The organism is Salmonella sp. SAL04157, from assembly GCF_046551635.1.
GTDB lineage: Bacteria > Pseudomonadota > Gammaproteobacteria > Enterobacterales > Enterobacteriaceae > Salmonella > Salmonella enterica.
Genome location: NZ_JBGDVS010000004.1, coordinates 365,083 through 382,330, shown reverse-complemented (window position 1 = coordinate 382,330; position 17,248 = coordinate 365,083). Strand labels below are relative to the sequence as shown.

The following is a 17,248-nucleotide window of genomic DNA, read 5'->3' as shown; positions in this document are numbered from 1 at the left end:
CTTCACTATCTTCACTATCTTCACTATCTTCACTATCTTCACTATCTTCACTATCTTCACTATCTTCACTATCTTCACTATCTTCACTAATAACGGTAAAAGATATAAACAAAGTAAAGAAAAATTTCCCCTTGTTTATTATCTCTGAAAATATAGATATTAATGCTGAACCTGATATTGAGTATTTCAGAACGTTGAATAGAGCATTTGATGAGGTGGCGACTTATTCTGGGAGAATATTCTCTCATTTACGTACTAATGAACCCTTAAAATTAAATTGTCGTATAGATAAAGAAACTCTGCTTTCAATGAGAAAATATCTTGATGAATGGAATGTTTTTGACTCATTAAGTAGGGTAAGTGACTTTTTTAGATTGAGTAATGCGGAATTTACTAAAAAAGATAATGATATATATTCTCTTGATGTCGATGGTTCTTGTTTATATCAGGACTATGAAATTGCCCGAAATAGATTGATGATGAGAGAATCTAATTTATATAGTGAGATGCACACTTCAAGCAAAAAAGGTCTTAAATTAAGGCAATGGGCTAAGAACCGTATGCCTTCTTATTTAAATCCTGAAGGTATTTATAGCTCACATCATTTAAGTGAGTTAGAAAATATGTCACCTGACGATCTACATGAAGAATATGGTAATGTATCACTATATAATTGGGTACATGCTTATCAATGTTTAGTTGAGTTATCCAAAGAAGAGTTGAGGAAAAGATTTTCCTCCAAAAAACCTATACCATTACAGGTAGACAGATGGCTGATAATAAAGAGTCGTGAAAATTGGTTATCTTTTTTTAAACGGAAAGGTATGGCGGAGGATGTGGCGAAAAAAGTTATTGGTTATTTTACTTTTAATTCAAAGTCACATGATCTTAATGATTGTCCATTCATTCCCTGTGTAGATGGATTATGCTTAATGCCAGCATTAATAGCACATAGTTCTGCTACACGTTCTTTAATGTCGTTATTTGGATCAAAAAAAATCTCTCAGGCAGGTAAGGGGCGATTCCATGAACAGCAATTTTTAAGACAGGTTCGTGCAGCTGGGATTAAAGCATCTCCCATTGAAACACATGCTAATTTTCAGTGTGATTGCGTAATGCTTATTGATGATCATTTGATTTTTACAGAGCTTAAATCAAATGGGCAGCCGATTTATTATGGCAAGTATTATCAACAATTGTGTAATATTATTGGAGATAGTTCATTAATTTATGATGGTAATAATAAATTATTGCGGTCTTATATTGAACAAATCGACAGAATTTCAACACACTATCTTAACCATCTTGATATCATTATTAATGAGTTCAATCTCCCGGTAGATTGGCAACCGAAAGGTGTTCATAAAATTATTGTCACAACAACTATGCTTGGAGGGAAATATCATTCCGATAATGTGTTTGTTGTCGATAAATATTCGTTATCTAGTTTTCTTCAACGTGTGCCAGGGGTGATTTTCCAAAACAATGAAGAAGGAGATAGAATAAAAAATATTATTGATGGTTATGAGCATTGCACAGGGGAGATAACAATTGAAAAATTTCTTAACTATCTTTATTATTTGCCTAGTGTAAGCGCAGTGCGTAAAAACATTAAAAAATTAACCTATAGTGTTCGGTTTGATGAAACACTCATTTATCATCCTTATTATGATTCTTGGGCTTTTGGTCCATATATTCATAAAGAAGATGAGCAGATTAACTAGTTTATATAGTTACAAATTAAGCATTATTTGTATCTGAAAAATGGTGCCTGGTTACGGGCGTAAAATCAGTTCAGTAAGGAAATATTTACCCCATCAGCTTCAGCATGGCGGCGATGGGGATGTAAATAGACCCATTTTAGTTCCAGGCATTTTTTGAGATCCCGGCCAGATAGACTTTTTTATAACAGCTTTATAAATTAAACAAATCTGCCATAGAGACAGATTTGTTTAATTTATAATTAGAGGTTTGCAACGTTATGATATACTTTTTGCACATCATCATCATCTTCAAGGGCATCAATAAGTCCTTCAAAGATTTCTAAATCTTCTGGTGAAAGTTCAACTTCTGATTGAGCAATCATTTCTAATTCTGTTGTTGAAAATTCAGTAATTCCAGCTGCTTTTAGCGCTGCAATTCCTTTGTGCAGGTCTGTAGCTTCAGTATAAATAACGATGTTCCCTTCTTCTTCGGTTACATCACGAACATCAACTTCAGCATCAAGCAAAATTTCAAAAATATGGTCAGGGTCTGTTCCTTTAAATACAATCACTCCAGTATTGTCAAACATATAGCTGACAGCACCTGCCGCTCCGATATTCCCGCCTTTTTTATTAAAAATTGTGCGGATATTAGCAATCGTACGGTTAACATTAGACGTCAACGTTTCAGCGATAACCATTGAACCATTTGGTCCAAAGCCTTCATAACGCCCTTGCACGAACGTTTCATCTCCGCCACCTTTGGCTTTATCAATGGCTTTATCAATAACATGTTTTGGAACCTGTGCTTGTTTCGCACGTTCAATAACGAATTTTAAAGCTGAGTTTGATTCCGGATCTGGTTCACCTTGTTTAGCCGCAGCATAGATTTCTACACCAAATTTTGCATATACTTTAGACGTTGCACCGTCTTTAGCCGTTTTTTTAGCAACAATATTTGCCCATTTACGTCCCACTGGAAACATCTCCTCAAAAAATTATTTACATTAATGGCAGGTTAATAACCTGCATGTTTTTCTACCGCATTATATCATAATATATAAATTCTCGTCTATGAGAAATAAAAACATCCGGCTTTTACGGGGGATTACTTTGATTTTAACAATAGCTAATATGGTGGATAAGTCATTTTCTAATTTTCTTCTGGTTCTTTTTTTATTCTTAATAATTGAATTGCAGCAATAACGTCTTATTGATGGTGGTTTCGCTCATCAGGTGAGGTGGAACGCTTGCACGTCTTGCGACATATTGTGGCAGAAACTTAATGGCGAAATTAAGAGCCTATCCCATTAGGGCTATTTTACTTGCCATTTTGGACCTGGGCAGTGCTCAAAATCCTCACGTACTACGTGTACGCTCCGGTTTTTGCGCGCTGTCCGTGTCCAAACTGGCTGCGCCAATAACGCCTGGTGGGATAGTCTCTAAGACGATATATTCCCGCCTTGAGCCGCGTTAATTTGTTGCATACTTTTAAATGGAGGTATACCTCTTGTAGGCTATACCTCCTGCTTCACGTTATCGCGCGATTAACGCAAATACGCCCCAGCCAAAGTATTCTCGCGTCCAGGTGACGTGACGTTTGGGGGCTACCGTCAGTTCTGTTCGAACCTCTTGCGCAAACTCATCGTCAGGGTTTTCCTCCAGCCAGCGGCGCATGGTCATCCACTTCGCGGCTTCATATCTGTCCCAGCCTTGCGGGTCCGCCAGCACCATTTCCACTACGTCATAGCCGAGTTGGTCGAAAAAGGCGACCAGCTCGGGCAGGGGGCGAAAATCGGCGACGGATGAGACGCCACAGGCGTGGGCGATCTCTTCCGTTGCGGGGATCCGACGCCAGTACGGTTCGCCGATGAGAATGAGCCCGCCAGGTTTGAGGCTTTTGGCCAGCAGATCTATTGTCCCCGCGACACCGCCCGCAATCCAGGTAGCGCCTACGCAGGCCGCCACGTCATATTTTTCCTCGTCGATATAACCGGCCGCGTCGTTATGAATAAAATGTACGTATTCACTGACGCCGAGCTCTTCTGCACGTTGTTTTGCCTGTGTGGTGAAGAGCGGGCTTATATCAATGCCAGTACCTGTAACACCGTAATCGCGAGCCCAGGTGCAGAGCATCTCACCCGAGCCGCTACCGAGATCGAGAATCCGCGTGCCTGGCTTCATGCGTAACGCATGGCCCAGTGTGGCGTACTTTTCCGCTGTAAACGGATTATGGATACGGTGTTCGCTTTCGCTAATGGTAAAAATACGTGGGATATCCATTGGGTTATTCCTTTTACTGAGGGCAATATCCTCAGAAGTGGATGCTTTTTCAGCCAGCAGCGCAAACAGCTTGCCTGCAAAAGTTTCGCCGACCGGCCAGGTGTGGCTGTCCGGGCGCTGCAACACAGTGAAGCCAGCATCACCAAGCAGGCTGATATATTCATCATCGCGCCAGGCCTTCATTTGACTGCCGAAACGGGTGGTACAGCCGTTTTCCGCTATTGCCCAGAACTGCGTTGAGCTGGTTTGGGCCTCTTCATCCCAGGCATTTTCCGTTAACAGCAGATGAGGCACGGCAAGAAACAGGCCGTGCGGACAACGCTGCCAGCCTGGCTGCGCCATGCCCTGGCGTTTAACTTCATCGAAGGTATGCACTTCAACAAGCAGTTTGCCGTCCGGTTTCAACCACTGCGCGCAATGACTGATGAGGCTTTGCGCATCCGCAGCGCTAAAGACATTCAGTTCCCCAAACGTCATCATAATGAAATCAAAAGGTTCCGTGGGGTGGTATGTACGAATATCTTGCTGAATGTAGTCAATATTCAGGTTTGCGGCTTGCGCCTGCTGGCGAGCCCATGTGATGGATGCCGGAGAGAAATCTACGCCTGTGCAGTGAAACCCACGCTCCGCTAACAGGCGGGTATAAAAACCGGGTCCACAGCCGAGATCCAGAATGCGGGCGCCAGCGGGTAACTGACGGGTAATCCATGTTACCTGTTGCTCAATCACGGTTAGCCGGCGGCTGGCCCAGTCGTGGTCCTGCGACAGATGATTTTCCAGCATGCGTTGGCTGAAGGCTGGCTCGTCCCAGGGGATTTTGCCTTCATCGGGTAATAGCCGAATGCGATGCGTTGCAAAAATAACGGCGCTGATATCCATCATCATCTCCTTAGCGATTGTCAGGCTGGGCGCGAACGTTGTTCAGCCCGGTTGTATTAATGCGGTAGGGCTGACCATTAACGGATTTGATCAGCTTTTTGGTTTTGAGTTTTTTGAATACAGCGAGCGTGCAATCGGCAAGCAACAGCCCTTCGCGGCTATAGCATTCAACGGCGGTGACGCGGCCTGACGCATCGCGGATGTGCGTAATGCGTCCGCCTTTGGCGAGAACGTGTAAGGTACGTTGTTCCTGACGGGATAAATTCATACTGAAGAACCTGTTTAATCATCATAGGCAAAACGTGCAAACACACTGCGGTGTCCGCATTCGATTTCGGCGCATTGATAATCAGTCCGGCCTGAAAAGGTCGGGGAACTGATTATCGGATGATGACATTCTCCAGCATCAAAGCCTCGGGTTGAGTTGAAAGGTATTTACGTCGTGAATGATAACACCTGTTTTCTGTAAGTGAATAACCGGGAGTGAAAAGTGTGATCTCAAAGGGAGGATCATGCGTTTAGCAAGTCAGTTGAATAGATCCCGCAACTACCATAATGAATATTGATTAAACTCATATACCCGATAATGGCCGCTTTGATAGTCTCGACGTATCTTTTTAGCCATTGACAGGGTTGTTGCGTTGGAAATCTTTTTTTAACCCACTGAAAAATATCACTTAAATATTTTTCATACATAAACATTTATGGTCCGCTGAGTTCGGATCCGGTTTTGTATGGGTTAAAAAAGGTACGTTATGAAAGTCATATGGACTGTCACTCCTGTGGGGTATCAGCGCATAGCGAAACGTTGCCCTTCATGCAGCGTAAAACGGGACTTCACGCCTTCTGGGGCATTTCGGGTTAATTCGCAAAAGAAGGTACTCGATGTCTGGAGTATCTATAAATGCACACACTGCGATTACACCTGGAATATCTCCTTGTTCTCACGCCTGCCAGTCAGCAAAATTAACCGCGATCTTTATTGTCGACTGATGGCGAATGATGCCGCCACGGTGCAATATTTTGCTTATGACAACGCGATCCTGAAGCGAAACAATGCTGAATTATCGGGGCAGCCTGATTTTCACATTCAGGAACGGTGGCTGGTCAGTATCGCCTCCCACAAGCAGGTCAGTGTTAGCGTCAGGATTTCCCGTTCTTTTCAGGTCAGCCTGCTGTCGATTTTGAAGAAGCAACTCCTGTTAAGCGCAGCCGAAATCAAGAGACGGATTGAAACAGGGCAAATAAGTGGCGTCACGATGAAAATGCTTAAATCGCGAAAACTGAAGAATGCGAAATATGACTTGCAGCTCTCTGTTGAAACACTGTATGACCGGCGAAGGATTGTTCTGACCCGTCGATAAAAATAATAAGCTCACCTTACGTTTAAGTGTGCTGGTATGGCAGTGACGTAACGGAATGAAAGCAGGGCTAAGGGACAGGTGAGCGTTAGTTGAATAACCCTTGTCTGTGGCATTCAGTGAAGGCTGAATGCCATGGATAATCCAGATTTTCGCACCAGTGATGATCAGCAGAATGACAAAGGGCAATGGGTTACAATTATCTGTAGAGTAAATAAATATTCACGCAACACCATTAAAAAATAAGAAAAAATGACTCACTGTTGAGCTGATATTAATACCCGAACCACTGAATTAGAGTAATGTGACGCTATTTATAGCGTAATCTGTTCTGTTACGGTTAAAGGGGGAGGAATGCACACCTTTAGACCATACTCACTAAGGCATAGCGATCTGTTATATGAAGATATTCCGTTAGAAATACGCGAGCAAATAATATTATTGATTATCAATACGCTAGGAAATTGCTCCTCTTTTTATGATATGACATTATACTGCTATCATAATAGTCATTCTGATGAAGTTTATCGAAGAATATGTAAAACGTTGCGCAAAGAGTATGGCTTATTCACCTTATATGCGCATTCAACGTCATATCTGGATGAAATGAGTAATCTGTTATTAAAAACAGATGATAAAAGAAAGCATATTGATACCATTGAACTTGCTTTTAACTATATAGATACCTACCTTCGGACCTATGAAGTTACGCTTGGGTTAGAACCGGATAAGGCGATTAGTGAATTAAATAATCTATTTCATGAGCATGGTTTAAAATATCGATATGAAAATGGTAGAATTGTAAGGTTGCGCAGAATAAAACGGCTTAAAAACATATGTTATTATTTGTACTCTCCTGGAGAGTATGGCTTTGTCGAATATGATCTTATGGAAGCGTATAATCGCCTGATGCTTAATGATTTTGCCTGTGTCGTAAAGGAATGTCATGCAGCCTTCAGAAGCGTTCTTCTCAGAATTCATGAGAGAAAAGGTATCGTGTATCATGAACAAGATAGTTTAAATACACTAATGGCTAATCTGATGGCGAGAGGCGTTATATCTGCTGAATATGTACATAAATTTCATTTTTTAAGTGACGTGCTGGAATCAGAAATATTTCTGCCGATGGCGCCAGAAAAATCGCATCATCACTACGCAATGATGCTCCGTATCTCTGAAGAGTTGGCCTGTAGTATTTATTATCTTACTGAGCGGAGTATATTTTTTCTTACCCAGCGGGCTGAAGAAGATGGTGTCTCGCCATAATAATGATCGCGCTGTCGCTCAGTCAGACTGCATCATCGTTATTTAAATTTGTTCAGACGTCGGAATTTTTTGTTCTGCCGTCTGTTTTTTTAGTGATGAGCTGTTCAGTGCAATAATAAGGGGTACAGTACGATGACTGATTTTTAAACTGCATATCATCTGTGTCGCATTTACTCATAGGTATTGGGTCAGGGAGAGAGAAGAATGAGTACTATTTTAAAGCCTTTTTTATTGGCGGTAACCCTGATGTTAATCTTAATAAGGCCTGGCTTTGCAACAGAGGATGGAGCGATAACCATGGTTAAAACCTACAGCGCTTATGACTATTTGCAGACCAGAGCGCGGTTGATGCACGCTGTCGCCGATCACGGTCTGGTGTTATTTGGGGAATTTGATCATGCCAGAGCGGCACAGAATGTTAACCTGAAAATGCCGCCGACAACGGTTCTGGTCTTTGGCAATCCTAAAGGCGGAACGCCTCTCATGCTGGCGCATCCCGAACTGGCACTGGATTTACCGTTTCGGGTGCTCATTAGCCAGCAAGCCGATGGGCGAACGTTGGTCAGTTATCATCCCGCTGAAACGCTGCAACGTTATGGTCTTGATGCCGCAGCCATACAGACTTTGAAAAAACTGGAACAGCTCGTTGAAAAAAGTCTCCACTAAAGCTGAAAATCGGGCGATGTGTTTGCACAGGTGATGTCGCGAATAAATGCGCTCACATCGTCCATTACCTGATGAGATAAGGCGGCATCGAAGGTGGCGCTATCAGCATCACAGAACCCGTGCCGCGCATCGTACATTTTACACTGCACCCGGGGGCGCTTTTCCAGCGCCTGTCGCATGGCGAGGGGATCAAACGCCGGCTCATAACGCGCGATAATAACCAGTGCCGGACAGAGAGGCACAAGATGAAGGTACTGGCGTATACGGGAACCGTAATAGCAAATGACGCCATCGCATAACCCACTGGCTGCACTTAGCCATGCGAGCGTTGCGCCGACGCTATATCCTACGACGATTAACGTCTCATACTGCGTTCTGAGATCGTGGAGTAACGTGGTAACGACGGCGGGATCAAAGCCGACATTTGCTGAAAAGTGACGGTAAGCCTCCTCCTGCTGTTCATAGCGAAAGGGGGTATGGTGAGGAAACAACGCGGGAATATAGATGTCGAATCCGCGCGTCATCCATTCATGGCCTGCGCGTTGGATATGAGCGTTAATACCATAAATTTCATGCAGAATAATCGCTGCCCGGCGATGGCGGCTCGACAAACTGGAGGCGTTGCTTCCCCCGGATACGCCTGGGGCGAAAAACACGGTGTCTTTTATCATAACGCGTTCTTGATACAAAGAGAGCGGCTGGATTTTCGCCGATCACGCTATGTCAGAGGCATTGTTCCTGTCAATGTACAGACACATTTTATGGCCTGATTTTTGGTTGATAAATTTTATATTGGTAAACCAATATGCTGTTCATATTCAGGCATCAGGGCTAAAGGTGGAACATCAGTCGTGTATTGTCTATTGCCTTTCCTTTTATCTGGCCTCACTAGCGAAACGGGGCGCATTATTGTTTTGTTGGTTGACCAGTTTCGCGTTTTTGGTGTGCTACGCGTGCTATCCCTCTTTACAAATGCTATAGTCTGATACCGGGAAATCGCATCGGACGGGCACGACCAATATGAAATCAAACACTTCTCAGCAAAGACCTTACCAGGAAGTGGGCGCAATGATACGGGATCTGATTGTTCAGACGCCGTACCGCCCCGGGGAGCGTTTGCCGCCGGAAAGAGAGATCGCTGAGAGGCTCAATGTGACGCGTACCGTCGTGCGTGAAGCGCTGATCATGCTGGAAATTAAAGGTCTGGTTGAAGTCCGCCGCGGCGCCGGGATCTACGTGCTCGACAGCGCGGATAATAACGAGATGGAAGGCGCTGACGTCAATCACTGTAATGATGCCGGGCCGTTTGAACTGTTACAGGCGCGTCAGTTGCTGGAAAGCAATATCGCTGAATTTGCCGCTCTGCAGGCCACCCGCGAAGACATCATTAAAATGCGCCAGGCGTTACAACTGGAAGAGCGAGAGCTCGCCTCCAGCGCGCCGGGCGGCTCAGAAAGCGGCGATATGCAGTTTCATCTGGCCATTGCCGAAGCGACCCATAACAGTATGTTGGTAGAGCTCTTCCGCCAGTCCTGGCAATGGCGTGAAAATAATCCGATGTGGCTCCAGCTTCATAGCCATCTGGGCGATACGCTTTACCGTAAGGAGTGGCTGGTCGATCATAAGCAGATCCTCGCGGCGTTAATTAAGAAAGATGCCCGCGCAGCGAAGCTGGCGATGTGGCAGCATCTGGAAAACGTGAAGCAGCGTCTGCTGGAGTTTTCCAATGTTGATGACATCTACTTTGATGGCTATCTGTTTGAGTCATGGCCGCTGGACAACGTTGATGCCTGATTATACCTGGAATAGCGTGGGCAGACCCAGTCCACGTTTTACTTCCTGTAGCGTCTTTTGAGTGACCTCATGCGCCCGCTCGCTACCTTTTTTCAGCAATTCCATTAGCATTCCCTTATCCGCAATAAAGGTTGCCCGTCGTTCGCGTATTGGCGCGATCAGTTCTTGCAGGCAGGTCTCCAGCTCATTTTTACAGACACGGTCGCCTAATCCGCCTTGTTGATAATGTGCTTTCATCGCCGCGACTTTGGCTTTATCCGGATGGAACGCATCCAGCCACGTAAAGACGACGTTACCTTCTATTTTTCCCGGATCGCTAATTTTTAAATGATTGGGATCGGTGTACATCGCGCTGACTGCACGGTGGATGGTCTCTTCGCTGGCGGAAAGAAGCAGGGTATTGCCGAGCGATTTCGACATCTTGGCGCTGCCGTCAATGCCGGGCAGACGGCCCGTATCGCTCAGGAGCGCCTGACAGGGTCGCAATATCGGCGAGGAGAAAAGACTATTCATCTTATGAACGATCTCATTCGTTTGCTCAATCATGGGCAATTGGTCGTCGCCAACCGGTACCATTTCGGCCTTAAAGGCGGTGATATCTGCCGCCTGGCTAATGGGATACGCCATGAACCCGACCGGCAGGGAACGGGTAAAGCCTTTTTGGGCAATCTCATTTTTTACCGTAGGATTACGCTCCACTCGGGCGACGGTAACAATATTCATATACAGCACCGTTAATTCAGCGAGGGCGGGTAATGCGGATTGCAGGCAGATCGTCGTCAGCTTGGGATCGATGCCGACGGCCAGATAGTCAGCTAACACTTGCGGAATATTATCGCGGATTTTTTGCGGATTACTGCCGTTATCGGTGAGTCCCTGCAGGTCGGCAATCAGGACATACTGTTGGTGATCCTGCTGTAGCGCGACGCGCTGGCGCAGTGAACCGACATAATGGCCGAGGTGCAACGAGCCGGTGGGGCGATCGCCAGTCAGAATGATGGGAAGGGTGTTCATTAAGGACTCCTTTATGCTTACTGTAAAGCCGAAAGACGTCCCGAAACACAGTAGCCGCCTTTCGGCGGCTACTTAAAGAGGGATAGTGATCCGTGCCGCCTTCAGGAAGGCAGCCACCAGCGGAGATGGCGTTGCGTAGCGTTGGATCGTTTCGTGTTCATGTGATCTAACGTATCACGACTAAACGTAAGGGTAAAGCGGCTGGCGTGTCGTCCGGGCATAAAGTCATATCGCCTGAACAGAGAACATGTTACTGACTTTGAAACGCGATTTTATAATTTGCTGTCCAAAAATACGTGGCGCTGAAAGGCGCATTTTTGATGCAAATCATTTATTACTGTGATAACACTGCGCGCGATAAAAACATTAAATATATTCACATAGTAAATATGTTCTATTGGAATGGTTGTTTTCTATATGACAAAAGTCTAAAAAACCCATTGATGTGAAAAGGAATAAGAATTGTCTATATTCCGATTCTGTGTAATTAAGTAATTTCTCGGATAAAAATAAGAAATGATATTGATATTTCTTTTTTGATATGGTTCTTATAGCGGCTATGGTTATTCAGGAAACGATGCTTGAATGCCAGGCGTAATAGATTTCAGGTCAGTAGCGCTATTGTAAAATGGATTGTTGATGGCAGAAGGTATTTAGCAAGAATCCAGTTATAGCAGATTGTCGGTATTTAATCTGGTATACAGAGACACCAACGAAATGGCTGGAAAATGGAACGTTCTTTCATTGTTGGCGTTCCGTCCTTGTCAGCCTGCTTTGCCGCATGATAATCACGGAGGGGGGATGGACGCCATCTATTTAAAACTGGACGGTATTGAAGGCGAAAGCCGGATCAAAGGTTTTGAAAACCAAATAAAACTTATTGCTTACAACCACAACCCGACGAAACGGGAGTCCGGCGAAGCGAGAGGGACATATATTGGAGGATTGACGCTGACAAAGCCTGTCGATCTTGCTACGCCTGGCCTCTATGAGCACTATTGTAACGGGAAAACGGTGAAAGAAGGCGTGCTGACATTATGCCGTCGTGATAAGGGCGCAATGCTGCCATTTATTATTTATACGCTCACCAATGTGCGGATTTCACGCATGAGCAATCATGGCGACGCCGAAGGCAGCGCCACGGAGACCGTGGATTTGGTTTATAGCCATATTCGCTGGGATATTCCCGCATTAGCGTCGAAAAGCAAAACACGGCGGCCCCTTCACCGACAGGCGCTGTGGCGATGAGGATAAAACAAGCGTGCGGACTCGCAGTGGGCAATGCGGTGTAGCGAAATGGCATTTAGCGGCTTGCGAAGGTCGATGAGCGCTCATGTAACCAATCGATTGCCAGAAAAGGCGATAACGCGTGGCCCTTACACCCGTTATGATTTTTACGCATAGCCGCTAATAAAACGGCATTTTTTATATACACATCAAGTTGATAGTGTGTTTCTGACCTTGACGTAAATAAGCGGGAAAAGCGATGAAACACACCATTGGGATACTGGGGGGGATGGGACCTGCGGCAACGGCGGATATGTTGGAAAAATTTGTTGAATTACGACATGCCAGTTGTGATCAACAACACATCCCGCTCATTGTCAGCTCTATTCCTGATATTCCCGATCGTACAGCATGTCTGTTATCCGGCGGGCCTTCGCCATTCCGTTATCTGGAGCGTTATCTGCATATGCTGGAAGACGCCGGGGCGGAGTGTATCGTTATCCCATGCAACACTGCGCATTATTGGTTTGATGATTTACAGAACGTCGCGAAAGCGCGAATGATCAGCATTCTGGACGCTACCCTGGGGGATATTCCGCCATCGGCGCGGCACGTTGGTCTGCTGGCGACCAATGCGACGCTGGCGACCGGGTTATATCAAAAGAAAGCTCTGGCGCGGGGGCTGACGTTAATTCAGCCGGAAGACGCGGGGCAGGCGTTGGTAATGCAGGCTATTTATACGCTTAAACGTGGCGATAAAACTGCGGCGCAAGCGCTGCTGCTGCCGCAAATCGATAGCCTTATTGCCCGTGGCGCGCAGGCAATTATTATGGGGTGTACCGAAATTCCGCTTATTGTGGCCGGACATGAACGCGCGATAGCGTGCCCGATGATTGATTCCACAGCGTCGCTGGTGCGCGCGGCGATTCGTTGGTATGAGTCCTGGCCGGACACCCGCGCCTCTTTGACCGGGGAACAACGCCTTACCGCCTGATGTGTTTACAGTGCGGCCTGAAGCCCACGCAGGTCGCGCCAAAATGTTTCGGCTACCTGACTCATGCGGGTATTCATGCGATAAGCATAAGCCTGGATCGGGATAACCAGTTCGTCGGCATCAAGCACGATCAGGCGCCCGTCAGTAATCTCCTGACGGATAGCATACTCGGGCAACCAGGCGATTCCGCAGCCGTCCATCGCAACCTGTTTTAACAATTCACTCATCGAAGAGACGAAAAATGTACTGAAACTCAGTTCAGCATGGCGAGTCAGGGTACGATTTATCAGCCGGCCCATATAGGAGTTCTGACTGTAATTAAGCAGGGGAAAGTGCGGCTGCTCAAGCGTATAGCGCGGCTCGCCCCGGCCATTGTTGGCGCAAACCGGAAACAGTCTCGACTCAAACAGGCGGATGTTATCAAACGGCGCTTGTTGCAGGTTTTCATCGTGATAAGAAAAGATAAAATCGCTTTGCCCCTCACGTAACATATCCACCGCCTGGTCGACATCTATCGCCTCAACGGCGTAGGTAAACTGCGTCGGCATCTGCTTAACGATGGTCGGCAACAGGCCGAGGGAGAGCGAGTGGGCGGCGGCAATCTTGATTTTACGCAGCGTATAATCGCTGCCGCCGCGCAGTTCGGTCAGATTACTTTCCAGCTGCTGTAACAGGTGGCGAACCTGGGAGTGAAAGATTTTACCCTGTTCGGAAAGCTGTAGCGGCGAGACCTGTCGATTAAACAGTTCAACGCCCACGGCATGTTCCAGGGCGCGAATCCGCCGGCTAAAAGCGGGTTGCGATACGTTGCGGATAATGGCGGCCTGAGAGAAATTGCGGCACTTTTCCAGCGTCAGAAAATCATATAGCCATTTTGTCTCAATATTGTGCAAACCTGCTCCAGTTACATCCATTTACCGTTATCCTGTCAGCCGCCCGAAAGGGCATTCTACGTCCATTCGGGCGGCTGACAACCGCTTATCCCGTCCTCTTTCAGAATGCCGTGATGGGGCAGCCTGAAACTGGCGGGAATTACGCCGGTTCAAAGGTACCTTTTACGCAGGCTTTCCCCTCATTGACCATGCGTTTGCCGCGCGCATACACCTGCTCAATGCGTAAATCTGCGCTAAAGACAAGCAGATCCGCATCGTTACCGGGACGGATTTCGCCTTTGCTGTCCAGACTGAGGAAGGCGGCTACGCTGGTCGTCAGCGGGCGCAGAGCATCGGTCAGGCTGAATCCGTAGTGGTTAACCAGCGTCTGCAACGTCTCCAGCAAACTTTCGAAGCCCGCGACGCCGATACCCGTCAGATTTCCGGCAGCGTCAAATAGCGGCTGGCTGCCGTTACCGTCTGAACTGAGCGTCACCCGGGAAAGCGGGACGCCGGCTTTTACCGCTCTGGCAATGCCCTCCGCCGGCGCGACGGGATCCGGGATACTGGAGGTAATGTCGATCACGCCGCCTTTAAGCGCAAACGCCAGCGCCTGCTCGAAAAGAGATTCGCTACGGTTGACGTGGGTAGGCAGCAGTTTACCGATCGGCACGTCGCTGTTTTCCAGGATGTCATACAGCGGCTGTAACCCTTTTTTGCTGCTGCCCATATGAAAAACGCTGACACCGGGTTTACCGCCCAGCAGGCCGCCAACGCGTGATTCGGCGGCCATGCTGGCGAGTTGATTCCCGCCGGGCGCGGCGGAACGGTGGTCGGAGACTGCGCATTTCACGCCAATGACGCGATCGATCAGCGCGACGTCTTTTTCTACCGAGCCAGTAATGGTCGGCGACGGAACGTGATAAGCGCCCGTGAGCATCCAGGCGGTGATCCCCTCCTCATTTAGCGCTCGCGTTTTGGCTAACAGCGACGCGGGATGACGGCTGACGGAGTCGGTGCCAAGCAGGCCGACGACCGTTGTTATCCCGGCTTCCGTCAGGCGGCTCAGGGAGACTTCCGGCGTCCGCGTCGTCGGCCCCGCTTCGCCGCCGCCGCCGATCAGATGAACGTGTTGGTCGATAAAGCCCGGGCACAGCATACGACCGCTAAGATTAATCACCGCACAGTCCGGTACGATATCGCCGGGGATGTCAGCGCCGACGGCAATAATTTTGCCATTCGCGAGCAGAACATCACAGATGCCCCGGTCTTCTGGCGCAAACAGGTGCGCGCCCTGTAACAAGGTAAACTCCGCGGCGGATAAATCAGGCATGATAACTCCTTATTAAACAATAAGCTGCATGACCCAGATCGACAGCAGCGCATTGATGGCGCAGACTGCGATAATATGCGGGTAATATTTGGCGTTGACTTCGGCAGTACCGAGACAGCGGCCGACATTCTGTACCGGGTTTCCCATCAGGTAAATGGCTGGCAGTAGTACGGTAACATCGTGGCCACTTAGCGCGCCGGCGGTAGCCAGACTGGCCGCCACGCCAACGGCGCCGCCCATACTCATCAGCGAAGCCAGAAGTACCGTAGCCGCTTCGCCGGGAAGCCCCCACAACGCCATCACGGGCTGGCAGATATGGCCTACCCAGTCGAGCAGACCGGTAATTTTCAGCGCCTGAATAATGACAAATGCCATGACCACATTGGGTAACAGGTTGGTTGTGGCGATGGTAAAACCGCGGCGTGCGCCATCGATAAACATATCCATGACATTCTTACGTACCTGAGTCGTCATGATTGGGCTCCTTGCGCAGGGTGACGGCGTTCTTCGATGTTAATCCAGATGCGCAAAAGGTTTGCGCCGATAAATTTGAATAGCAGAATGACCACCAGCGGAATGATGACTGACGTTCCCAGAAAGGCGAATACCGCAACGCCGGAGGAGAAATAGTTGGTGATAATAGCGCTGCCGCTGGTCTGCCAGGCGGCAAAAATCACTTTATCGCGTTCGGTGATTTCGCCTTCCTGCGCCAGCTCTTTGGTCATACCCGCCGCGGCGTCGGTATTTTGCAGGTTGGCGATCAGCGCCAGTGAGCAAATGCCGGGAATGCCAAGCAATGGTTTCAGGATGGGCGTCATCAATTGCTGCGCCGCCCGCAGACCACCCAGTCCATCCGTAATCGCGATGATACCCAGAGAAAGGATAACCGACGGTGCCAGCTCCAGCGCAAAAAGGAAGCCATCTTTCGCGCCCGTTCCGCCCGCGCCGCGAAAGGTCTGCGTACCGGTCACATGACCGAATGACCCGTTGAGTACGGTAAAATCAAAAACGCGCCACCAGCCTTCGCTTCCGGAAAATACGCCGGAAAAGAAAATAATGGTGAGAAAAAACGCCAGGTATCCCTTTATCCCGACCTTTTCTGTATCAAGCGGCATGGCCGCCCCGTCCACTTGTTGCGCCATAGCGATCCCCGAATTTTTTTGATGATGTGTTGGTTGTAGCCACAGGCCAAAAAGCCCGAAACAGAAAGACCTTATCAGCCATAAGGGTAAGGACAAAATGCAAGTATGTATCGTGCTATGCGTTTCTTGCATAGTAGCGCGAAAAATCACCATCTTCGCTACTGCCGGAGGCGCGGGGAACCGTGGACGGTATAACGCGAGGTAAAAAAGCAAAGAAACAGGTGTTGACGAAGACCGGAGCCGGGAGCAGGAAAAAGAGGAAATAAATTTGACGTTAGTCAATTTCACGCCACTTAATTATCGTTGTTAAAAAATAGGATTTTTTAACCTAAATTTTACTTTTTACTGTAATTTTTCACGCCTTAAGAGGAATTGTCACGGTCATGTCAGTAGCCGCTGATGGGTCAGTTTGCGCCCTAAGAATCCTACGGGCAGGTAATAAAAAACGAATCATCTAATTAATTTCATGATGTGATTTATTTATAATTGTGATGATTTGAAAGGGCGCGATAATCATCATAATGGGATATATAGCCAAAATAATTCGAGTTGCTTAAAGGCGGCAAGGGAGTGAGTCCCCAGGAGCATAGATAACGATGTGACTGGGGTGAGCTACGGCCCGTCAGGGCGAGGCCTATGGATGGGCCGGGTAATCCGTAGCCAACACATAAGCAACTTAAAGTATGAAGGGTATATAAAATAATAGGCAGATTG

The 17,248-nt window shown here is 47.3% G+C and carries 16 protein-coding genes; 7 read left to right on the top strand and 9 right to left on the bottom strand.

Annotation, left to right across the window (positions count from 1 at the left end; all coding sequences use genetic code 11):
* The first annotated feature begins 89 nt into the window (after nucleotides 1-89).
* Nucleotides 90-1,724, top strand: a complete 1,635-nt coding sequence (locus ACLJRE_RS11595; RefSeq protein ID WP_253825365.1) for a hypothetical protein — start codon at nucleotides 90-92, stop codon at nucleotides 1,722-1,724.
* Nucleotides 1,725-1,963: 239 nt separating this feature from the next.
* Here ACLJRE_RS11595 and ACLJRE_RS11590 read toward each other — a convergent pair whose 3' ends face one another.
* The 3 genes from ACLJRE_RS11590 to ACLJRE_RS11580 all read right to left on the bottom strand — a co-directional run bounded on the left by ACLJRE_RS11590 (nucleotide 1,964) and on the right by ACLJRE_RS11580 (nucleotide 5,133).
* Entirely contained in the window at nucleotides 1,964-2,680 is a 717-nt protein-coding gene (locus ACLJRE_RS11590) for a YebC/PmpR family DNA-binding transcriptional regulator (RefSeq protein ID WP_001529887.1), read from the bottom strand.
* Nucleotides 2,681-3,239: 559 nt separating this feature from the next.
* Nucleotides 3,240-4,871 (bottom strand): class I SAM-dependent methyltransferase, encoded by a 1,632-nt coding sequence (locus ACLJRE_RS11585; RefSeq protein ID WP_077909915.1) that lies wholly within the window; start codon nucleotides 4,869-4,871, stop codon nucleotides 3,240-3,242.
* A gap of 4 nt (nucleotides 4,872-4,875) precedes the next feature.
* Nucleotides 4,876-5,133 carry a YjhX family toxin gene (locus ACLJRE_RS11580; RefSeq protein ID WP_001054380.1) on the bottom strand — a complete coding sequence of 86 codons (258 nt, stop codon included), beginning with the start codon at nucleotides 5,131-5,133 and terminating at the stop codon, nucleotides 4,876-4,878.
* A gap of 487 nt (nucleotides 5,134-5,620) precedes the next feature.
* Between ACLJRE_RS11580 and ACLJRE_RS11575 the strand changes: the two genes are divergently transcribed.
* From ACLJRE_RS11575 to ACLJRE_RS11565, 3 genes are all read left to right on the top strand, one after another.
* On the top strand, nucleotides 5,621-6,229 hold the full coding sequence (locus tag ACLJRE_RS11575) for a DUF1062 domain-containing protein (protein ID WP_000864858.1): 609 nt from the start codon (nucleotides 5,621-5,623) through the stop codon (nucleotides 6,227-6,229).
* A gap of 351 nt (nucleotides 6,230-6,580) precedes the next feature.
* On the top strand, nucleotides 6,581-7,492 hold the full coding sequence (locus ACLJRE_RS11570) for an STM4504/CBY_0614 family protein (protein ID WP_001647363.1): 912 nt from the start codon (nucleotides 6,581-6,583) through the stop codon (nucleotides 7,490-7,492).
* A 204-nt stretch (nucleotides 7,493-7,696) separates the two neighbouring features.
* The gene (locus tag ACLJRE_RS11565) at nucleotides 7,697-8,158 is read left to right on the top strand and encodes a DUF302 domain-containing protein (RefSeq protein WP_001642121.1); all 462 of its coding nucleotides are present in this window, start codon (nucleotides 7,697-7,699) and stop codon (nucleotides 8,156-8,158) included.
* Here ACLJRE_RS11565 and ACLJRE_RS11560 read toward each other — a convergent pair.
* Nucleotides 8,155-8,829: a dienelactone hydrolase family protein gene (locus ACLJRE_RS11560; RefSeq protein ID WP_000588690.1), complete on the bottom strand. Its 675-nt coding sequence runs from the start codon at nucleotides 8,827-8,829 to the stop codon at nucleotides 8,155-8,157. The genes ACLJRE_RS11565 and ACLJRE_RS11560 overlap by 4 nt on opposite strands.
* A 349-nt stretch (nucleotides 8,830-9,178) precedes the next feature.
* Here ACLJRE_RS11560 and uxuR point away from each other — a divergent pair, with 349 nt between their 5' ends.
* The gene (uxuR, locus tag ACLJRE_RS11555; RefSeq protein WP_000841654.1) at nucleotides 9,179-9,952 is read left to right on the top strand and encodes a Uxu operon transcriptional regulator; all 774 of its coding nucleotides are present in this window, start codon (nucleotides 9,179-9,181) and stop codon (nucleotides 9,950-9,952) included.
* Here the strand turns inward: uxuR and trpS are convergent, their stop codons facing one another.
* Nucleotides 9,953-10,966 carry a tryptophan--tRNA ligase gene (gene trpS, locus ACLJRE_RS11550; RefSeq protein ID WP_023212771.1) on the bottom strand — a complete coding sequence of 338 codons (1,014 nt, stop codon included), beginning with the start codon at nucleotides 10,964-10,966 and terminating at the stop codon, nucleotides 9,953-9,955.
* A gap of 717 nt (nucleotides 10,967-11,683) precedes the next feature.
* Between trpS and ACLJRE_RS11545 the strand changes: the two genes are divergently transcribed.
* Both ACLJRE_RS11545 and ACLJRE_RS11540 read left to right on the top strand, forming a co-directional pair.
* Nucleotides 11,684-12,214, top strand: a complete 531-nt coding sequence (locus tag ACLJRE_RS11545) for an Hcp family type VI secretion system effector (RefSeq protein WP_000907671.1) — start codon at nucleotides 11,684-11,686, stop codon at nucleotides 12,212-12,214.
* 238 nt (nucleotides 12,215-12,452) lie between these two features.
* Nucleotides 12,453-13,187, top strand: coding sequence for an aspartate/glutamate racemase family protein (locus ACLJRE_RS11540; protein WP_000683243.1), 735 nt, complete (start codon nucleotides 12,453-12,455; stop codon nucleotides 13,185-13,187).
* 5 nt (nucleotides 13,188-13,192) lie between these two features.
* Here the strand turns inward: ACLJRE_RS11540 and hypT are convergent, their stop codons facing one another.
* The 4 genes from hypT to ACLJRE_RS11520 all read right to left on the bottom strand — a co-directional run bounded on the left by hypT (nucleotide 13,193) and on the right by ACLJRE_RS11520 (nucleotide 16,534).
* Nucleotides 13,193-14,101 (bottom strand): hypochlorite stress DNA-binding transcriptional regulator HypT, encoded by a 909-nt coding sequence (gene hypT, locus ACLJRE_RS11535; RefSeq protein ID WP_000383509.1) that lies wholly within the window; start codon nucleotides 14,099-14,101, stop codon nucleotides 13,193-13,195.
* Nucleotides 14,102-14,219: 118 nt separating this feature from the next.
* Nucleotides 14,220-15,392 (bottom strand): beta-aspartyl-peptidase, encoded by a 1,173-nt coding sequence (gene iadA / locus ACLJRE_RS11530; RefSeq protein WP_023137550.1) that lies wholly within the window; start codon nucleotides 15,390-15,392, stop codon nucleotides 14,220-14,222.
* A 12-nt stretch (nucleotides 15,393-15,404) separates the two neighbouring features.
* Nucleotides 15,405-15,866 carry a YjiG family protein gene (locus tag ACLJRE_RS11525; RefSeq protein WP_000211979.1) on the bottom strand — a complete coding sequence of 154 codons (462 nt, stop codon included), beginning with the start codon at nucleotides 15,864-15,866 and terminating at the stop codon, nucleotides 15,405-15,407.
* Nucleotides 15,863-16,534, bottom strand: coding sequence for a nucleoside recognition domain-containing protein (locus ACLJRE_RS11520; RefSeq protein WP_000068750.1), 672 nt, complete (start codon nucleotides 16,532-16,534; stop codon nucleotides 15,863-15,865). Before ACLJRE_RS11520 ends, ACLJRE_RS11525 begins: the two co-directional genes overlap by 4 nt.
* Nucleotides 16,535-17,248 lie beyond the last annotated feature (714 nt).